Source organism: Proteus hauseri (assembly GCF_004116975.1).
Lineage (GTDB): Bacteria > Pseudomonadota > Gammaproteobacteria > Enterobacterales > Enterobacteriaceae > Proteus > Proteus hauseri.
In genome coordinates this window covers 2,732,862-2,749,176 of record NZ_CP026364.1, presented here as the reverse complement: position 1 = coordinate 2,749,176, position 16,315 = coordinate 2,732,862, and the positions used below count along the sequence as shown (strand labels likewise).

General features: G+C 36.6%; 17 protein-coding genes and 1 riboswitch. Of the genes, 3 read left to right on the top strand and 14 right to left on the bottom strand.

The window, feature by feature from the left end:
• Window positions 1-21: 21 nt before the first annotated feature.
• Window positions 22-462: a VOC family protein gene (locus PH4a_RS12530; protein ID WP_129040146.1), complete on the top strand. Its 441-nt coding sequence runs from the start codon at window positions 22-24 to the stop codon at window positions 460-462.
• A 165-nt stretch (window positions 463-627) separates the two neighbouring features.
• On the opposite strand, the gene PH4a_RS12525 is transcribed toward PH4a_RS12530, so the two are convergent.
• From PH4a_RS12525 to PH4a_RS12515, 3 genes are read right to left on the bottom strand one after another with little or no spacing between them, the layout of a single operon-like run.
• Window positions 628-1,605 (bottom strand): sugar phosphate isomerase/epimerase family protein, encoded by a 978-nt coding sequence (locus PH4a_RS12525; RefSeq protein ID WP_244212969.1) that lies wholly within the window; start codon window positions 1,603-1,605, stop codon window positions 628-630.
• Window positions 1,606-1,649: 44 nt separating this feature from the next.
• Window positions 1,650-2,888, bottom strand: a complete 1,239-nt coding sequence (locus PH4a_RS12520) for an MFS transporter (RefSeq protein WP_129040141.1) — start codon at window positions 2,886-2,888, stop codon at window positions 1,650-1,652.
• A gap of 13 nt (window positions 2,889-2,901) precedes the next feature.
• Window positions 2,902-3,276 (bottom strand): RidA family protein, encoded by a 375-nt coding sequence (locus tag PH4a_RS12515; protein ID WP_129040139.1) that lies wholly within the window; start codon window positions 3,274-3,276, stop codon window positions 2,902-2,904.
• 192 nt (window positions 3,277-3,468) lie between these two features.
• Between PH4a_RS12515 and PH4a_RS12510 the strand changes: the two genes are divergently transcribed.
• Window positions 3,469-4,122: a helix-turn-helix transcriptional regulator gene (locus PH4a_RS12510; RefSeq protein WP_129040137.1), complete on the top strand. Its 654-nt coding sequence runs from the start codon at window positions 3,469-3,471 to the stop codon at window positions 4,120-4,122.
• A 96-nt stretch (window positions 4,123-4,218) separates the two neighbouring features.
• Here PH4a_RS12510 and PH4a_RS12505 read toward each other — a convergent pair whose 3' ends face one another.
• The 5 genes from PH4a_RS12505 to moaA form a co-directional block, all read right to left on the bottom strand.
• A complete protein-coding gene (locus PH4a_RS12505) occupies window positions 4,219-4,929 on the bottom strand; it encodes a Bax inhibitor-1/YccA family protein (protein ID WP_064719392.1) in 711 nt (236 codons plus the stop codon).
• A gap of 190 nt (window positions 4,930-5,119) precedes the next feature.
• On the bottom strand, window positions 5,120-5,581 hold the full coding sequence (gene moaE, locus PH4a_RS12500; protein WP_129040135.1) for a molybdopterin synthase catalytic subunit MoaE: 462 nt from the start codon (window positions 5,579-5,581) through the stop codon (window positions 5,120-5,122).
• A 1-nt stretch (window position 5,582) separates the two neighbouring features.
• Complete coding sequence (gene moaD, locus PH4a_RS12495; RefSeq protein ID WP_129040133.1) at window positions 5,583-5,828, bottom strand: molybdopterin synthase sulfur carrier subunit; 246 nt, start codon at window positions 5,826-5,828, stop codon at window positions 5,583-5,585.
• Window positions 5,825-6,304 (bottom strand): cyclic pyranopterin monophosphate synthase MoaC, encoded by a 480-nt coding sequence (gene moaC / locus PH4a_RS12490; protein ID WP_129040131.1) that lies wholly within the window; start codon window positions 6,302-6,304, stop codon window positions 5,825-5,827. Before moaC ends, moaD begins: the two co-directional genes overlap by 4 nt.
• Before the next feature lie 41 nt (window positions 6,305-6,345).
• On the bottom strand, window positions 6,346-7,326 hold the full coding sequence (moaA, locus tag PH4a_RS12485) for a GTP 3',8-cyclase MoaA (protein ID WP_064719388.1): 981 nt from the start codon (window positions 7,324-7,326) through the stop codon (window positions 6,346-6,348).
• Window positions 7,316-7,460: riboswitch (molybdenum cofactor riboswitch) on the bottom strand. (Overlaps the previous gene by 11 nt.)
• 279 nt (window positions 7,461-7,739) lie before the next feature.
• On the opposite strand from moaA, the gene yvcK reads away from it, so the two are divergent.
• The gene (gene yvcK / locus PH4a_RS12480) at window positions 7,740-8,678 is read left to right on the top strand and encodes a uridine diphosphate-N-acetylglucosamine-binding protein YvcK (protein WP_129040129.1); all 939 of its coding nucleotides are present in this window, start codon (window positions 7,740-7,742) and stop codon (window positions 8,676-8,678) included.
• A gap of 252 nt (window positions 8,679-8,930) precedes the next feature.
• On the opposite strand, the gene PH4a_RS12475 is transcribed toward yvcK, so the two are convergent.
• From PH4a_RS12475 to bioB, 6 genes are all read right to left on the bottom strand, one after another.
• Entirely contained in the window at window positions 8,931-9,881 is a 951-nt protein-coding gene (locus PH4a_RS12475) for a DUF1266 domain-containing protein (RefSeq protein WP_129040126.1), read from the bottom strand.
• 308 nt (window positions 9,882-10,189) lie between these two features.
• A complete protein-coding gene (uvrB, locus tag PH4a_RS12470) occupies window positions 10,190-12,199 on the bottom strand; it encodes an excinuclease ABC subunit UvrB (protein ID WP_129040124.1) in 2,010 nt (669 codons plus the stop codon).
• Window positions 12,200-12,671: 472 nt separating this feature from the next.
• Window positions 12,672-13,355 (bottom strand): dethiobiotin synthase, encoded by a 684-nt coding sequence (gene bioD / locus PH4a_RS12465; RefSeq protein WP_129040122.1) that lies wholly within the window; start codon window positions 13,353-13,355, stop codon window positions 12,672-12,674.
• Window positions 13,348-14,112 (bottom strand): malonyl-ACP O-methyltransferase BioC, encoded by a 765-nt coding sequence (gene bioC, locus PH4a_RS12460; RefSeq protein ID WP_129040120.1) that lies wholly within the window; start codon window positions 14,110-14,112, stop codon window positions 13,348-13,350. Before bioC ends, bioD begins: the two co-directional genes overlap by 8 nt.
• Complete coding sequence (gene bioF, locus PH4a_RS12455; protein ID WP_129040118.1) at window positions 14,087-15,250, bottom strand: 8-amino-7-oxononanoate synthase; 1,164 nt, start codon at window positions 15,248-15,250, stop codon at window positions 14,087-14,089. Before bioF ends, bioC begins: the two co-directional genes overlap by 26 nt.
• Entirely contained in the window at window positions 15,250-16,287 is a 1,038-nt protein-coding gene (gene bioB / locus PH4a_RS12450) for a biotin synthase BioB (protein WP_129040116.1), read from the bottom strand. Before bioB ends, bioF begins: the two co-directional genes overlap by 1 nt.
• Window positions 16,288-16,315: the final 28 nt, after the last annotated feature.

Sequence of the window (16,315 nt, the reverse complement as noted above, 5' to 3'; positions counted from 1 at the left end):
ATTAATTTAAAGGAATGTTTAATGACTCTTCTTATCTCTGATATTGATGTGTTATTTATTGCAGGATTTGGCCCTATCACCCGTGATAATGCACAAAGCCAAGAATTTTATAAAGAAACTCTTAAACTTCCTTTAAAACCCATAGAAGAAAACAGCGATTATTTATTAACACCTGAAGGTGAATTAAAAGGTGTTAAGCATTTTGCATTATGGCCATTAGCACAAGCTGCTATTTCTTGTTTCAATCATAATAATTGGCCTGAAACACTTCCCATTCCACAAAGTTGGATTGAGTTCGAAGTTAATAATATTGAAACTGCCACGGAAACCTTAAAACAAAAAGGTTATCAGTTATTAGTCGATAATCGTATAGAGCCTTGGGGCCAAACAGTAACGCGTTTATTAAGCCCGGAAGGAATGCTAGTAGGATTAACCATTACACCTTGGCTAAGAAATAATTAGGTAAATTATTTAGCTAAAAAAATAACCCACATATAACAACGTGGGTTATTTAATACCAGTTAAGTCATTTAGAAAATATAAATCGTGATTAGATATATAATAAATCCCCTATTATTTAATATCTTTTTATTGAGTATTTTCTATTAAAATCTTTCTCTTTAATGTTTATCTATTTAATACTAACTTTGCTTCTTCTTTTAATTCTTGTATTAAGTTCCTTATAAAATCGATTTGATTCATTGCATCATTAATTTCTTTTTCTAAACGAGCATCTAAACCTTCTACAGGCATTGGCGTTTCACTTGCACCTCGATAAGGGATCCACGGATTATCACCTTCATCATCAAAACGAAAAGCGGGTGCATAGTAATCAACCTCCTCCTCTAAACCAAAAGATTCAATTTGAGGTTTATCATCACCTAAACAGATTAATTGTTTTAATAATGTCTTAATTGGTACTTCACCTTTTCCAGAAAGACTCGCTCTATGGCCAAATCCTTTACCCTCAGGAACTTTCACCGCATCTTTCATATGTACTTGAGTAATATTATTTTTCATATTATCAAATGCTTCAAGTGGTAATTCATTTGCATTGAACATATTACCGAAATCAAATAATAATGAAAAATTAGCAAAATTAGCCTCTTCAACAAGGCGATTTAATTCATAACTTTTTAAATCTTCATGTTGTTCAATAACAAACTTCAGCCCTGTATTCTCATACTGTTTTTTAATATATTGAATATCAGCGCTAACTTTTGCTAAAACATCCTGCAAATATCCTTCGTACCTAGGATAAAAACGAATTGAACTTGCTTTTGTTTTTAGTGCAATATCGACCGCTTTATCTATTGCTTTTGCTTCTGAAGAACTGGTTTCAATTTTAAGATCTAATTCATATTCTTTAACTTTTTCACCAAAAGCTATTAATTCACTATCATTCATCATACACAGAGATTGAGTTTCACCATCTTCCACATGTATTTTGGCACCAGTAAGTAATTTTTGCTTTGCAATCTCTAATAAATCATTAGGTAACACGCGTTCTTTTCTCATATTTAAATGAAAAGCATATGCGTGTAAATATAAAGGTATAGAGTCTGCTCTTTCAATTATTTTTTTTGCTTCAATCGGTGTCATAATATTTACCTTAAATACTTTTAATTAAATTAATTTATTATTTTTTATTATGCGTTTATTTCATTTCTTTGCTTAATACGCTTAGATAATATTTTTGCGGTTGTGTAGGCTAATAAACTAAATAAAATCATCATACTAAAAACAAAATTATAGCCTTTAATTCCTGGATAATTATCTAAGAAAGAACCATAAACTGCATAAGCAAACATCGCTGGCATATAACCTAAAATACATGCAAATGCCATTGCAGAACCTGCATATTCACGTTTAGTGCCAATCTCTTCCATTGGTGCAAAGAAAATAGCTCTTTGTGAGAAAATAATTGCACCGAATCCTAATGTTGCCGCCATACCTAAGTAAACATTCATAGTTTCATGAGGCAAAAACATAAAGATTGCCATTGCAATTGCAGCTAATAATGAAGTGAACTGCAAAAATTTGGTTGGCGATTTAAATACTTTATCTGATAAAAAGCCACCAATTGGCCCGCCGACCATTTTTAATGCATACTGGTTAATAATTCCGTATGCGCCAACTAAAGCAATTGGAAGTGCATAAATATCTTTAAGGAATGGAATAAAATAAGTTAAGCCACAATATGCTGAATAAATAAAGAATATTGTCATAGAGGCTAACCATAAGTTAGGGCATTTAATTACACTTTTAATGCCTTCAAATACTTTTTTATTTGCATCAACTGTATTATCTGCGACTGTTTTATCATCATCGACAATAAAATAAGTAATAACACCTATCACAATGGTTGTTATGGTATAGAATATAAGTCCAGCCTGCATCCCTTCCTTGCCTTCGCCAAATAAGACGAAAACATAGAGAGCGCCAGAAGCAATAATAACATCAACAATGCCACGCCCAGCTTCTAAAAAGCCAAATAAACGCCCCTGCTCTTCCTTATTTCCTAATAATCTAACGGCTTTTAATAGTACAGGCCAATATATGACATCAGCAAACAGAGCCATAACAGCAAAACTAATTAAATAACCAGTAAAAGAAGGAAGCGTGGATAAATATGCACCACATAACCCAACGCCTATCAGGCCTACAGGTAGTAGGATCTTTTTAGAAAATCTATCTGCAATATAAAGTGATGAAAAAAGGCCAATAGTTTGGACTATAGTGTAAACGGTAAAACCTAAACCAATTTGAGCATTCGTCAATCCCCAATCTTGTTGCATCGGAACATAAAAAACGTCTTTCATACTAGACAGTTTAAATATAGTTCCGCCACCTAAAATTAGAAAACTGAGTTTTATCCACTTGTTCATAAAGTTACCTTATTTATCTTACAACAACGGCTTCAACTTCGATTAATACATCTTTTGGCAATCGAGAAACTTCTACACATGAACGAGCAGGATAAATACCTTCATTGAAGTAAGACTTATACGTTTCATTAAAAGGTACAAAATTAGCCATATCGCTTATAAAACATGTCGTTTTCACAATATCATCCATTGAATAACCAGCAGCGATAACAATAGCCTGTAAGTTTTTCATCACTTGATGAGCTTGTTCAATAATGTTTTCACCAATAATTGAGCCATCTTGATGATGAAATGGGCAACAGCCAGAAACATAGAGTGTTGAACCCACTTTTCTTGCTTGTGAATAAGGGCCTATCGCTTTTGGTGCATTTTCTGTTGAGATGATCATTTTTAGCTTACCTTTGTTGATGTGTTCATTTGAGCGTATTTAACCACAGACAAAATTTACCAACCGTGATTGGCGTCAATTTTTTGATTAAGTAAACAAATATTTTACTCAGTAATTTTTTTAGGGGCTTAGTATTGAATAATTTGACCATTTTGACTAAAATTAACAAAAAGTTTGAGCGGGTAATTTAATATGGATATAAATATAAATCATACATTTACAGAAGATGATCGTAAGCTTCTTCGTTCTTATATTCCGATGATTGATTGTCTGGGCGAGTTTTTTGGGCCTTATTGTGAAGTTGTCTTACACAGCTTCGAAGATTTACATAGCTCTGTAATCCATATTGCAAATGGACATATCACAGGCAGAAGTATTGGCGCACCTGTTACAAACATCGCACTTGAGAAACTGGCTGGCTTTAGAAAGAAACATTCGTCTTGGGAAGTTTATTTTAATATGAAAAATATTCGTCCATTTCGTTCATCTTCAACGCTAATTATGAATTTAGATGATCAGCCAATAGGTATGGTTTGTATGAATTTGGCATTAGATATGCCTTTAAATGCGATGGTTGAATTAATTAATGCAAATAATAATTCAAAAAATGAAAACTTCTCACAGGATGTAAACAAATTAATACTAGATCATTTAGAACCAATTAAAAATACTGTTTACTCAAATAAAAACATACCGAGTAAAAATAAAAATTTTGAAATAATCAAAGAGTTGCATGATTGTGGTATGTTTGAATTTTCAGCAGCACATAAAATTGTATCAACCGAATTAGGTATAAGTTCAGCAACAATCTATAAACATATCCGAAAAATAAATTCACAAGAATAATTAATGGCAATAATAAAAAATCCCACAACCTATTTAGCTGTGGGATTTTTTTGTATCAATAAAAGCTAAATCGCTTTTTAGTGGATATCATCGAAATTAACGACGATCTCCTAAAATACGCAGTAACATTAAGAACAGGTTGATGAAATCTAAATAAAGCGTTAATGCACCCATAATTGAGTAACGACGCATATTTTCTTTATCTTCTTGGTTAATTTCACTACCCATATCTTTCAGCTTTTGAGTATCGTAAGCCGTTAAACCTGCAAAAATCAACACACCAGCATAAGAGATGATCATATGCATCATCGGGCTTTTCAGCCAGAAGTTAACCAGTGATGCAAGCAGGATACCAATAAGCCCCATAAATAGGAAACTACCCATACCGGTTAAGCTACGCTTAGTGGTATAACCATAAACACTTAGTGCACCAAACATTGCCGCACAAATAAAGAAAGTGCTCGCAACAGAAGACGCAGTGTAAACAATTAATACGCTAGAAATAGTGATACCCGTTAACGCAGAATAGAGCATAAATAGCGTTGTTGCTACAGCGCCACTCATTTTATGAACCATTCCCGATAATACAAACACTAATCCTAACTGAGCAATAATCAGACCAAAAAAGACGATATTGCTAGAAAAAATCATTGAAAGTAATGTTTCGCTTGATGCTACATAAAGAGCAACAAACGCTGTCAGTAACAGCCCTACCGTCATCCAACCATAAACCTGAGCCATAAAGGTTTGTAAGCCAGAACCGGTGCGCTGCACTATTGAATCATTTGAACGTGAAAATCGATCCATGATGATTACCCTTTAATCATAGTGATACGTTAGGTTTAGTAATAACGTTTTCAGTAAAAAGCTAATGGTTAGCTCATTAGGATTTAATTTTATCACACTGATTTTACATTTCCACGAAATAAACTGTATGAAATGTCACCAGAAAATAAATTTAGGTAAATTAATGTAGTGTTTAATTAACTACATTGATTTATTCCCAGCGCTCAGCTGAGTCGTGATCACTTTGACGAGCATCTACCCAACGTTCATTATCTTCAGATAAACCTTCTTTTTTCCAAAATGGCGCACGCGTTTTTAAAAAATCCATAATAAATTCAGCGGATTCAAAAGCACTATTGCGATGAGGGCTGGTTACTCCTACAAACACAATTTCTTCACCGATATTTAATCGACCAACTCGGTGAATAACACTAATACGCTGCAAAGGCCAACGAGAACGAGCTTCGCTTACAATATCGTGCAGCGCTTTTTCTGTCATGCCTGGGTAGTGCTCCAAAGTTAGTGCACTTACGGCATCGCCTAAATTATGGTTGCGTACTTTACCGGTAAAAGTGACAACAGCACCATCACTTTCACATTCAGATAACCATTGATATTGCTCACCGACACTAAAATTTTCAGTTTGAACAGAAATATGTGTTAAGGCGCTCATTTTATCCTCCTGTTACTGGTGGAAAAAAGGCAATTTCATCACCATCACAAAGAACGTGTTCACCTTGTACAAAAGATTGATTAACAGCTGAAAGTAATTTGCCATCTTCTAGTGCTAATGACCACCGTTCACCTTTAGTAATCAATGCATTGCGCAAATCATTTACTGTTTTATATTCACAAGGCAGTTCTAATGAATCAACACCCACTAGCTCACGAACTTGAGCAAAAAAGAGAACTTTAATCATGCTTCCACCTTAAAGTGACCTGATTTGCCACCTGTCTTTTCTAATAAACGAACAGGCCCTATCACCATATCTTTTTGTACAGCTTTGCACATATCGTAAATCGTTAATGCGGCAACAGAAGCCGCGGTTAATGCTTCCATTTCAACACCTGTCTTGCCAGTTAAACGGCAAACAGATTCAATGCGCACACGGTTAGATTCAGTGAGTGCTTCTAAACGAACTTCTACTTTGGTTAATAACAGCGGATGACATAATGGAATTAATTCCCATGTCCTTTTTGCTGCTTGAATGCCTGCAATACGTGCCGTTGCGAAAACATCACCTTTATGGTGCTTACCTTGCGTTATCATAGCTAATGTTTCTGCCGACATTTCTACAAAAGCTTCGGCACGTGCTTCGCGTACAGTTTCAGCCTTAGCGCTAACATCCACCATATGGGCTTCACCGGCGGCATTAATATGAGTTAGTTGAGACATGCACAACTCCTGAAATTAACGAAATAACAGAGCGAGAAAAATTATCCACCGATAACGGACAAGTTCGGTGTAATACCGCTATCGCCCTGATGTAGAAAATGCGTTTCTCGTTTATGAAGAAGACCACCCTGAATGCGTTGCTGTAAAGCTTCTTGCTGATAATCGTCGGCAAGTAAATCACGCAGCGGAATACCATTTTCGCCAAATAAGCATAGATGGAGATTACCAATAGCAGAAACACGTAAGCGATTACAAGTCAGGCAAAAGTCTTTTTCATAAGGCATGATAAGACCAATTTCACCTTGATAATCAGGATGAGTAAATACTTGAGCAGGCCCGTCACTACGAGCGCGAGGAATTTGTATCCAACCTTCATTTAATAAGCGTTGTCGGATAACTTCACCAGATAGATGAAAACGGTTAAAAATATCGCTGCCATCTCCGGTTTCCATTAATTCAATAAAACGCAACTGAATGGGTCGGTCTTTTATCCAATGAAGGAAATCTGGCAGATTTTTATCATTTACGTTACGCATTAGCACAACGTTTACTTTTACTTTTTCGAAACCAGCACTAAATGCGGCATCAATGCCCTCCATAACTAAAGAGAATTTATCTTGCCCTGTAATAGCATGGAATTGGCGGGGATCTAAACTATCAACACTCACATTAATCGCACTTAAACCAGCATCGCGCCATTGAGCAACATCACGTGCTAAGCGGTAGCCGTTAGTCGTAACAGCGATTTTTTTGATGGAAGGTTCTTCGTTAATAGTCGCAATAATATCGGTAAAATCGCGACGCATTGTTGGTTCACCACCAGTTAAACGAATTTTTTCTGTACCGAGGGCAGCGAAGGATTGTGTAAGTCTGCGAATTTCATCTAACGAAAGGAATGACTTATGACCATTAGGCTTATAACCATTAGGTAAGCAATAAGTACAACGGAAATTACATACGTCGGTGATAGAGAGACGTAGATAAAAAAACTTACGGGAAAACGCATCAACGAGTTGTTGCATAATAACACCTTTCCAAATTCGGGAGATGCTGGCATTTCTACCTTGCACCCTGGTGGCTTTAGCCACGGCCAGAACATCATATCGTTCACAACAGTTTTCGACTTAGATGTTAAGGCTAGGAGTTAATCTTTACCTGTTTTTGACAGGTTTCTTATACCTATATAATTAGTGTGGATTCTACCTTCTAATTTGGTAAAAAGCGAATTTTGTTTTCGCTATATAATTTATAATACAACGACTTACGACACTTCAGTCTCTTTAATAACATAAGTAAAACCACTTTCATTGGTTAAATAATAGGCTACCAATAGTAAATTAAAACTAAGAATGTGATGAAATCACGCCGTGATCATAGGCTTAAAAAATAATTGTGATAAATTAGCCGCAAATTTTTAAAATTAAACAGGACAAATATGCGAAATCGCACACTAAGTGATTTAGATCGTGTTGTTGCCCTTGGTGGTGGTCATGGCCTTGGACGCGTGCTTTCTGCACTTTCCTATTTAGGCTCTCGCCTTACAGGTATTGTAACCACAACAGATAATGGTGGCTCTACAGGCCGTATTCGCCAAGAAGAAGGCGGTATTGCTTGGGGAGATATGCGTAATTGCATTAATCAATTAATTACAGAGCCTTCTGTGGCTTCTGCAATGTTTGAATATCGTTTTTCAGGTACCGGTGAGCTAGCAGGTCATAATTTAGGCAATCTCATGCTTAAAGCACTAGATAACTTAAGTGTTCGACCGCTTGAAGCAATCAATCTTATTCGTGGTTTATTAAGAGTTAATGCCCATTTAATTCCGATGTCTGAACAAGCTGTCGATTTAATGGCTATTGATGATGAAGATCGCGAAATTTACGGTGAAGTTAATGTCGATAATTTACCTACAATCCCTAAAAAATTAGACCTTTATCCTAAAGTACCCACAACACGAGAAGCGATAGAAGCGATAGAACAAGCTGATTTAATTTTAATTGGTCCTGGTAGCTTTTTTACCAGTTTAATGCCGTTATTATTGTTGCCAGAACTTGCTCAAGCATTACGACGTAGTAGTGCAACTACTATATATATTGCTAACTTAGGTAAGGAACTTAGCCCTGCGGCGGCAAGTATGACGATGTCAGATAAAATCGCCATGATGGAAACCTATATTGGTTCTCAAACCATAGATGCCGTGATCCTTAGTCCTGAAACACAATACGAATCAATGAAAGGCCGATTGATTGTGCAAGCACAATTAGAAGCAAAAGATGTCCCATATCGTCATGATCGCCATCTTTTAAGTAAAGCGATAGAGTTAACATTGCAACAATTAGGACAACGTAACGCATTAAGTCACGCCACAAAATAATGTGATAAAAAACAGTTTACTAAAAATAATATTGTAAAAACAACATGATAAAAAAGCATTATGCTAATTTTTGATATAGCAATGCAAGTAAATTATTTTTATATTATCTTTCGTGACGAGTAAAATATAAGCGAGTTAAATAAAAACCGCACCTGAGAATATTATCTTAAAGGTGCGGTTTTTTGCGTTTAATAGCCTCACATAATCATTAATTACATCTACAAATAAACGATTAAATACAATGTAATTTACCTAACTATTAAGCTTTTTCAGTGTGATACGCTGGCTAATTACTTCCTCTATTTCATCAAGCGTCATCGGTTTATCTTCTTTCATAAGCCCTAAACCGGCAACAGTACGAGTAAAAGACATAAGATCAAGCGGAGGTAAATTCATTAACCAATTTTCTTCTGTTGCTAAGGTACCTTCTGCATTAATGATATTTTGAATAGTATCTGAAAATGTTTGATGAGAAGAAACCCAATCTTGATCGCCACTTGCCCATAACCAACGTGTAGCAATAAAGTTTTTCCACATATCTTCCCAACCATCATAAACACGACGTAACATAGACGCGCTCATTAATGACCATGTTTGTGCTTCTTGTTGAGTAATATAGCCTTGTTTGCAACCTTCTAAACAGAGCTTACTAAAACGGCAAAAATCCCAAATTAAATATTTGCCATTAAGAATATTCATTCTGTTGGTGCTCATCATATCAATTTGCCAAAGGCGTTCATTCTTATCATTTTCAGTTAACTCAGATAATAAAATATCATTTTTCATTGACTGAATATCGCCATCTTTAGCATCGACAATTTGATCACGGAGTTGATAAAAATCGTAGGTGTGGCCTTGAGTTAATAACCAATAAAGTTGATAAATTAAATCCCAGCGGTCGTTAATTCCCCAACCGGAAGATAATCCACCATCACTGTCACTTTTTTGATAATCATTATATGCCCATTCATTCATTACGGCATAAGGCATCCCAACATATAATCCCCATTCATTAGGCAATAGAACTGGGGGCTGATTATTTTCTTCTACAACAAGATTAGATCCCTGCACTTTTGGTGGCTTTGACGAATCGCTACCTTTTATAGCAAACTTACGTAACCACTTAAAAAGCAGAACGAGGAAAAAAACACCAATAATTACACCCACAGAGCTTGGAAACCCTGCCACAACATAACCACTCATTCACTATCCTTAATGTCTTTTTTATCTTTTTGTATAATTGAGACTCTCTGTTTAAGGTATTTAAACAGCACAAGCTTATTAAGGGAATAACAATTGGATAAATTGTCGATGATAAAAGAGAAAAGGCATAATGACAGACAGATATTTTAATAATACTTGTCGTATTATGCCTTTAAGCTTATGCCCTTAAGCCTATGCCCTTAAGCCTATGCCCTTAAGCCTATGCCCTTAAGCCTATGCCCTTAAGCCTATGTTTTTAAATCTATACTAATAGATTTACAGCTTAACTTATATCTTAAAATATAATGTTAAGAATTAGCGATAAATTGCGCTCTTAATGCTTGAAGCTTATCACGAAGCCCTGCGGCTTTTTCAAACTCAAGATCTTTAGCATGTTGATACATTTGAGCTTCTAAACGTTGGATCTCTTTTTCTAACTCTTGCGTTGAAAGCAGTGGGTAATTATCTTCTGCATTAGCCGATTTATGGCCTTTTTTATTACGTCCTTGCGATGGCTGACCAATTTTTAGAATATCACCAACTTTCTTATTTAACCCTTTTGGTACAATGCCATTTTCTAAGTTAAATTGCTGTTGCTTCTCACGACGACGTTCTGTTTCGTCTATCGCTTTTGCCATTGAATCGGTGATCCTATCACCATATAAAATAGCCCGACCTTCAAGGTTACGAGCAGCACGACCGATGGTTTGTATAAGAGAGCGTTCTGAACGTAAAAAACCTTCTTTATCAGCATCTAAAATTGCAACCAAAGAGACTTCTGGCATATCCAGCCCTTCCCTTAATAAGTTGATACCCACCAGCACATCAAACTCACCAAGACGCAAATCACGAATAATTTCAACACGTTCAACTGTATCGATATCAGAGTGTAAATAGCGAACACGTTCACCGTGCTCTTCAAGATATTCGGTTAAGTCTTCAGCCATTCTTTTAGTTAGCGTTGTAACTAATACACGCTCATTTTTGGCAGCACGAATGCGTATTTCAGAAAGTAGATCATCAACCTGAGTTGCAACTGGTCGCACTTCAACAATGGGATCAAGTAAGCCTGTCGGTCGAACAACTTGCTCAACAATATCTGTACCTGATTTTTCTAGCTCATATTTACCCGGTGTTGCAGACACATAAATAGTTTGAGGTGCTAATGCTTCAAACTCTTCAAAACGTAATGGACGATTATCAAGAGCAGAAGGCAACCTAAAACCATATTCGACTAATGTTTCTTTACGAGAGCGATCACCTTTATACATTCCACCTATTTGTGGGATGGTAACGTGTGATTCATCAATGACTAATAATCCATTAGCAGGTAAGTAATCAAATAGCGTTGGAGGTGGTTCACCAGGACCTCGACCAGAAAGGTAACGTGAGTAGTTTTCGATACCAGAGCAATATCCCAATTCATTCATCATTTCTAAATCAAATTGAGTCCGCTGAGAAACACGTTGTTCTTCGACCAGCTTATCGTTTTCTAATAATACTTTTCGTCGTTCAGCCAGCTCAACTTTGATTTTTTCCATCGCATCAAGAATGCGTTCACGAGGTGTTACATAGTGAGTTTTAGGATAAACCGTAAAACGAGGAACGTTATAGTGAATTTGGCCTGTTAGTGGATCAAACAATGATAACCGTTCAACTTCTTCATCAAATAACTCAACGCGTAATGCATAGTCATCAGACTCAGCAGGAAAGATATCGATAACTTCACCTCGGACACGGAAGGTGCCTCGCTGAAAAGCTTGATCGTTACGGGTATATTGCAAGTCAGCTAAGCGACGCAAAATAGCACGTTGGTCGATAATCATGCCGTTAGTAAGATGTAGCATCATTTTCAAATAGCTATCAGGATCACCCAAACCATAAATAGCTGAAACCGATGACACAACAATAACGTCTTTACGCTCTAATAGTGCTTTCGTTGCCGATAAACGCATTTGTTCGATATGTTCGTTAACAGAGGCGTCTTTTTCGATAAAAGTATCGGAACTTGGTACATAGGCTTCTGGCTGGTAATAGTCATAGTAAGAGACAAAATATTCTACCGCATTATCAGGAAAGAACTCTTTCATTTCACTATAAAGTTGAGCTGCCAATGTTTTATTGGGTGCCAGTACCATCGTTGGGCGATTAAGGTTTGCAATCACATTGGCAATAGTGAATGTTTTACCCGACCCTGTTACCCCTAAAAGAGTTTGGTGTGCCAGACCATCTTCTAGCCCTTCACATAATGAAGCGATAGCCGCGGGTTGGTCGCCTGCGGGCTTAAATTCTGAATGCAGTTTGAACGCTTTGCTCATATTCTCATCTCCTAACAACCTCCCTCTTATAATACTGGATAAAAATCCAGCTTCAATCTCTATCTATTAAAATTTGTCTGAATAATTAAGCTTAGGTTATCCCCAGTTTTAAAACTGGTTTTTTTAAAAAAATCAAGCCCCAATGTTTGAATTATTCTTAGCAAACAAATCAGGTGAACCACTCTATTGCTTTTATTTAACTAACTGATAAAAAACAATAAAAAATAAAAGTTGAGAATAACATCAATCTTTGTCAATGCCTTGTCTTCTCTCGATTCAGCGTATTTTTATAATGGTAATACACAAGGTTATCCACAGGAATAGTGGATAACTACACAAAGTTGTTATTCCTCGGTAAGTTACGTCTTTTTTTCACTGATTAAAAATCGATAAAAATCAGCGAAATTTATTTTTTTTATTTTTATATTACAATTAAATATCTTCGCTAACTTTATCTGTTTGTTAAACAAAATTAGTCTATTTTTAACGCGGAAAGGTTTAAATACGGTGTAAAATCATGCTTTTTAACACTATTTAGGTAGGGTATTTTGCCTAGCAACGGTGCATGTAAATGTTGTTGTAAGGTATCAAGATATTCGGTTTGATATTCACCCGCAGGTTCAACTTCATTTGCTACCCAGCCTGCTAATGTTAAACCAGACTGAATAATTGCTTTTTGAGTTAATAACGCATGGTTAATACATCCTAATTTAATACCTACGGTTAAAATAACAGGCAGTTTTTCTGCTATCACCCAGTCAGAAAAAAATGTTTTACCCGATAATGGCGTAAACCAACCACCAGCACCTTCAACTAATATCCAATCGGCTTGATGTTTTAAGCGAGATAAACCTTCACTTATTACTTGTAAATCAATAGGCTGTTTCATTTTTTGGCTAACAATATGCGGTGATGTTGCCGCTTCAAAACAGTAGGGATTAACCTGTTGATAAGCCAACTCAATAGTGCTGTGTTGTTGTAATGTTAGCGCATCAGAATTGCGTAATTCACCAGAATGCCATTCACTCCCTGAAGCAACAGGTTTATATCCTGCTGTTTTATAACCTTGTTTTGCTGCACATTGCAATAAAGCGCTACTCACTACGGTTTTACCCACTTCTGTATCTGTTCCTGTTAAAAACCATGTTTTAGCCATGAGATACTTTTCCTATAACCAATTGATATGTTAATAAATATTTACCTGACTCTGTTTTCCACCTTTTTTCTAACTCACGATATTTTTGCCGAGTCATTAAACCTTTTTGTCGTCCACCCTGTAGATAATTCGCCCCCACACCTTTTAGTGAGGCAAACAATTCATTTAATGAATAATATTGCTCAGTAACATTTTCCGTAAATAGCTGTATTTTAAAGCCAGTACATGCTTTTTCTATTTCATTAAAAGATAAGAAAGGGTTGATATGAGAGTGTTCATCAATAGATTGCCAAGCGTCTCTGACTTCTTGCAACGTTGATGTTCCAAGGGTCGAAAAATAAAGTGAGCCGGAAGAATGTAAAGTCCGCATTAACCTTTTGATGGCTGAAGGTAAATTATCGCACCACTGCATCGCCAAATTACTAAATACGATATCAATGCTTTTATCTTGAATAGCACAATGTTCAATATCACTCAGTAGATAACTATTTGCACGTTGCTGACTTTGTGCAACTTGTAACATTTGATGAGATAAATCGAGCGCGATAACGTATTTTCCTCGCTGTCTCCATTGCTGGCTAAAATAGCCAGTACCACATCCCGCATCCAATACAATACAACCAAGCTCATTATTAGCGAGCGCCATTAATTGCTCACCGCTATAACGTTGGATCAACGCATAATCATCATAATATTGAGCTGCTTTACCAAAAGTTTGCGCAAGGCGCTGTTTATCTGTTTTCACTGAAGAAGCCATGAAGAGTCTCGATTAACATCGTAATATCTGAAATAGAATGGCTAGCGGTTAAGGTAATACGTAAACGAGCACTTTGTGGGGGAACGGTAGGTGGAAAAATAGCTTTAACCCAAAGCCCTTTACTTTGCAGATAATCCGATAACTTTTGACATAATTGTTCATCACCCACTATTAATGGTTGAATAGCTGTTTGGGAAGGAAGTAATTTTATGGGTAATGTCGCAACACCTTGACGAAATTGCTGTATTAATTGATAAAGATGATTGCGCTGAATATCCGCTCGTTTAATAACCTGCAACGCTGCACTTAATGCAACAGCTTGTGCTGGTGGTATTGAAGTGCTGTAAATAAGATGTCGTGAATATTGTTCAAAAAACTCAGCGGTTTGTTTATCACAAAGTACCGCAGCACCACTCATTCCAAAGGCTTTACCAAAAGTCACAATTAATAATTGAGGTTTAATCCCTGCCTCATCACAACTTCCTTTCCCTTGATGACCCAAAATACCGACACCATGTGCATCATCAACCATCAGCCATGTGTTATTTTGCTGACTTAATTTTGCAATTTCTCTTAATGGTGCTTTATCACCATCCATACTAAAAACGCCTTCTGTAACCACCAACGTTTTTGCTGCCGTTGTTTTATTTAAGCGTTGAGACAGTGAATCAGCTGAGTTATGCAAAAAGCGCCAAAGTGCTGCAGGGGATAATACTGCGGCCTCCATTAATGAAGCGTGACACAGTTTATCTGCAATTATCGTATCATCCTTTTCTAATAATGCAGCGATAACACCTTGATTAGCACTGTAACCAGATGAAAATAGCAATGCATTATCGTAGCCTAACCACTGAGCTAATTCTGTTTCTAATTGCGCATGAGCTTGTGTAAAGCCTGTAATATGGCCAGAACCACCACTACCAACACCATATTTATTCGCACCTTGTTGCCATGCTTTAATAACCTCGGGATGCTGGCTAATACCTAAATAATCATTTCCCGAAAAATTGAGATATTTTTCTTCTGATATCGTCGTTAAAAAACGCCCATTTGACTGTTTAATCACTTGGCGTTTGCGCCATAATGGCGTATTTCTACGCTCATCAAGACGATTATCTAAATAGGTTTGCCAGCTCATTACAGTGCCGCGTTATAAAACTGTTCAGTATCTTTATTAACAACTGCTTGCATCAAGGCTTCTTCTTGTTGGTTATCCCCCATAGAAACGGATAAACGCTCAGGATTTAATCCTAATTTACGGAATAACTGATGGTCTTTATCTTCGGTTGGATTGGTTGTTGTTAATAGTTTGCAGCCATAAAAAATTGAGTTAGCGCCAGCCATAAAGCAAAAAGCTTGTGTTTGTTCGCTCATTTGCTCGCGACCCGCAGACAGTCTTACATAAGAACGAGGCATCATGATCCGCGCAACAGCAATAGTACGAATAAAATCAAAAGGATCGACATCTTCGTTATCCGCCATCGGCGTTCCTTTTATTTTAGCTAACATATTAATAGGCACACTTTCCGGTGGTTGCGGTAAATTAGCTAATTGAACCAGCATTGCAGCTCGGTCTTTTACTTCCTCACCTAATCCTAAAATTCCTCCTGAGCACACTTTAATACCCGCATTACGCACTTTATCCAATGTGTCTAATCGGTCTTGATAAGTACGAGTGGTAACAATACTGCCGTAAAATTCCGGAGAGGTATCAAGGTTATGGTTATAAAAATCTAGCCCGGCATCGGCAAGTCGAGTGGCTTGTGTCTCGTCTAATTTACCCAGTGTCATACAGGTTTCCATACCCAGTGCTTTCACTTCTTTTACCATTTGCTCAAGATAAGGCATATCACGCTCATGTGGGTTTTTCCATGCAGCTCCCATACAAAAACGAGTTGAACCCGCAGCTTTTGCTTTTTTAGCAGATTCAATAACTTGCTGTACTTCCATTAAGCGTTCTTTTTCTAAACCGGTTTTATAACGTGCACTTTGCGCGCAGTATTTGCAATCTTCTGGGCAAGCGCCTGTTTTAATTGAAAGCAGTGTACTTACTTGAATTTGTGAAGGGTCAAAATGTTGACGATGAATTTGTTGTGCCTGAAAAACTAAATCTAAAAATGGCATTTCAAACAATGCTCTTGCTTCTTTCAGTGTCCAACGCTTTAGTGTGCTCACAATACATTCTCCTGTTTAAAAGTGATTG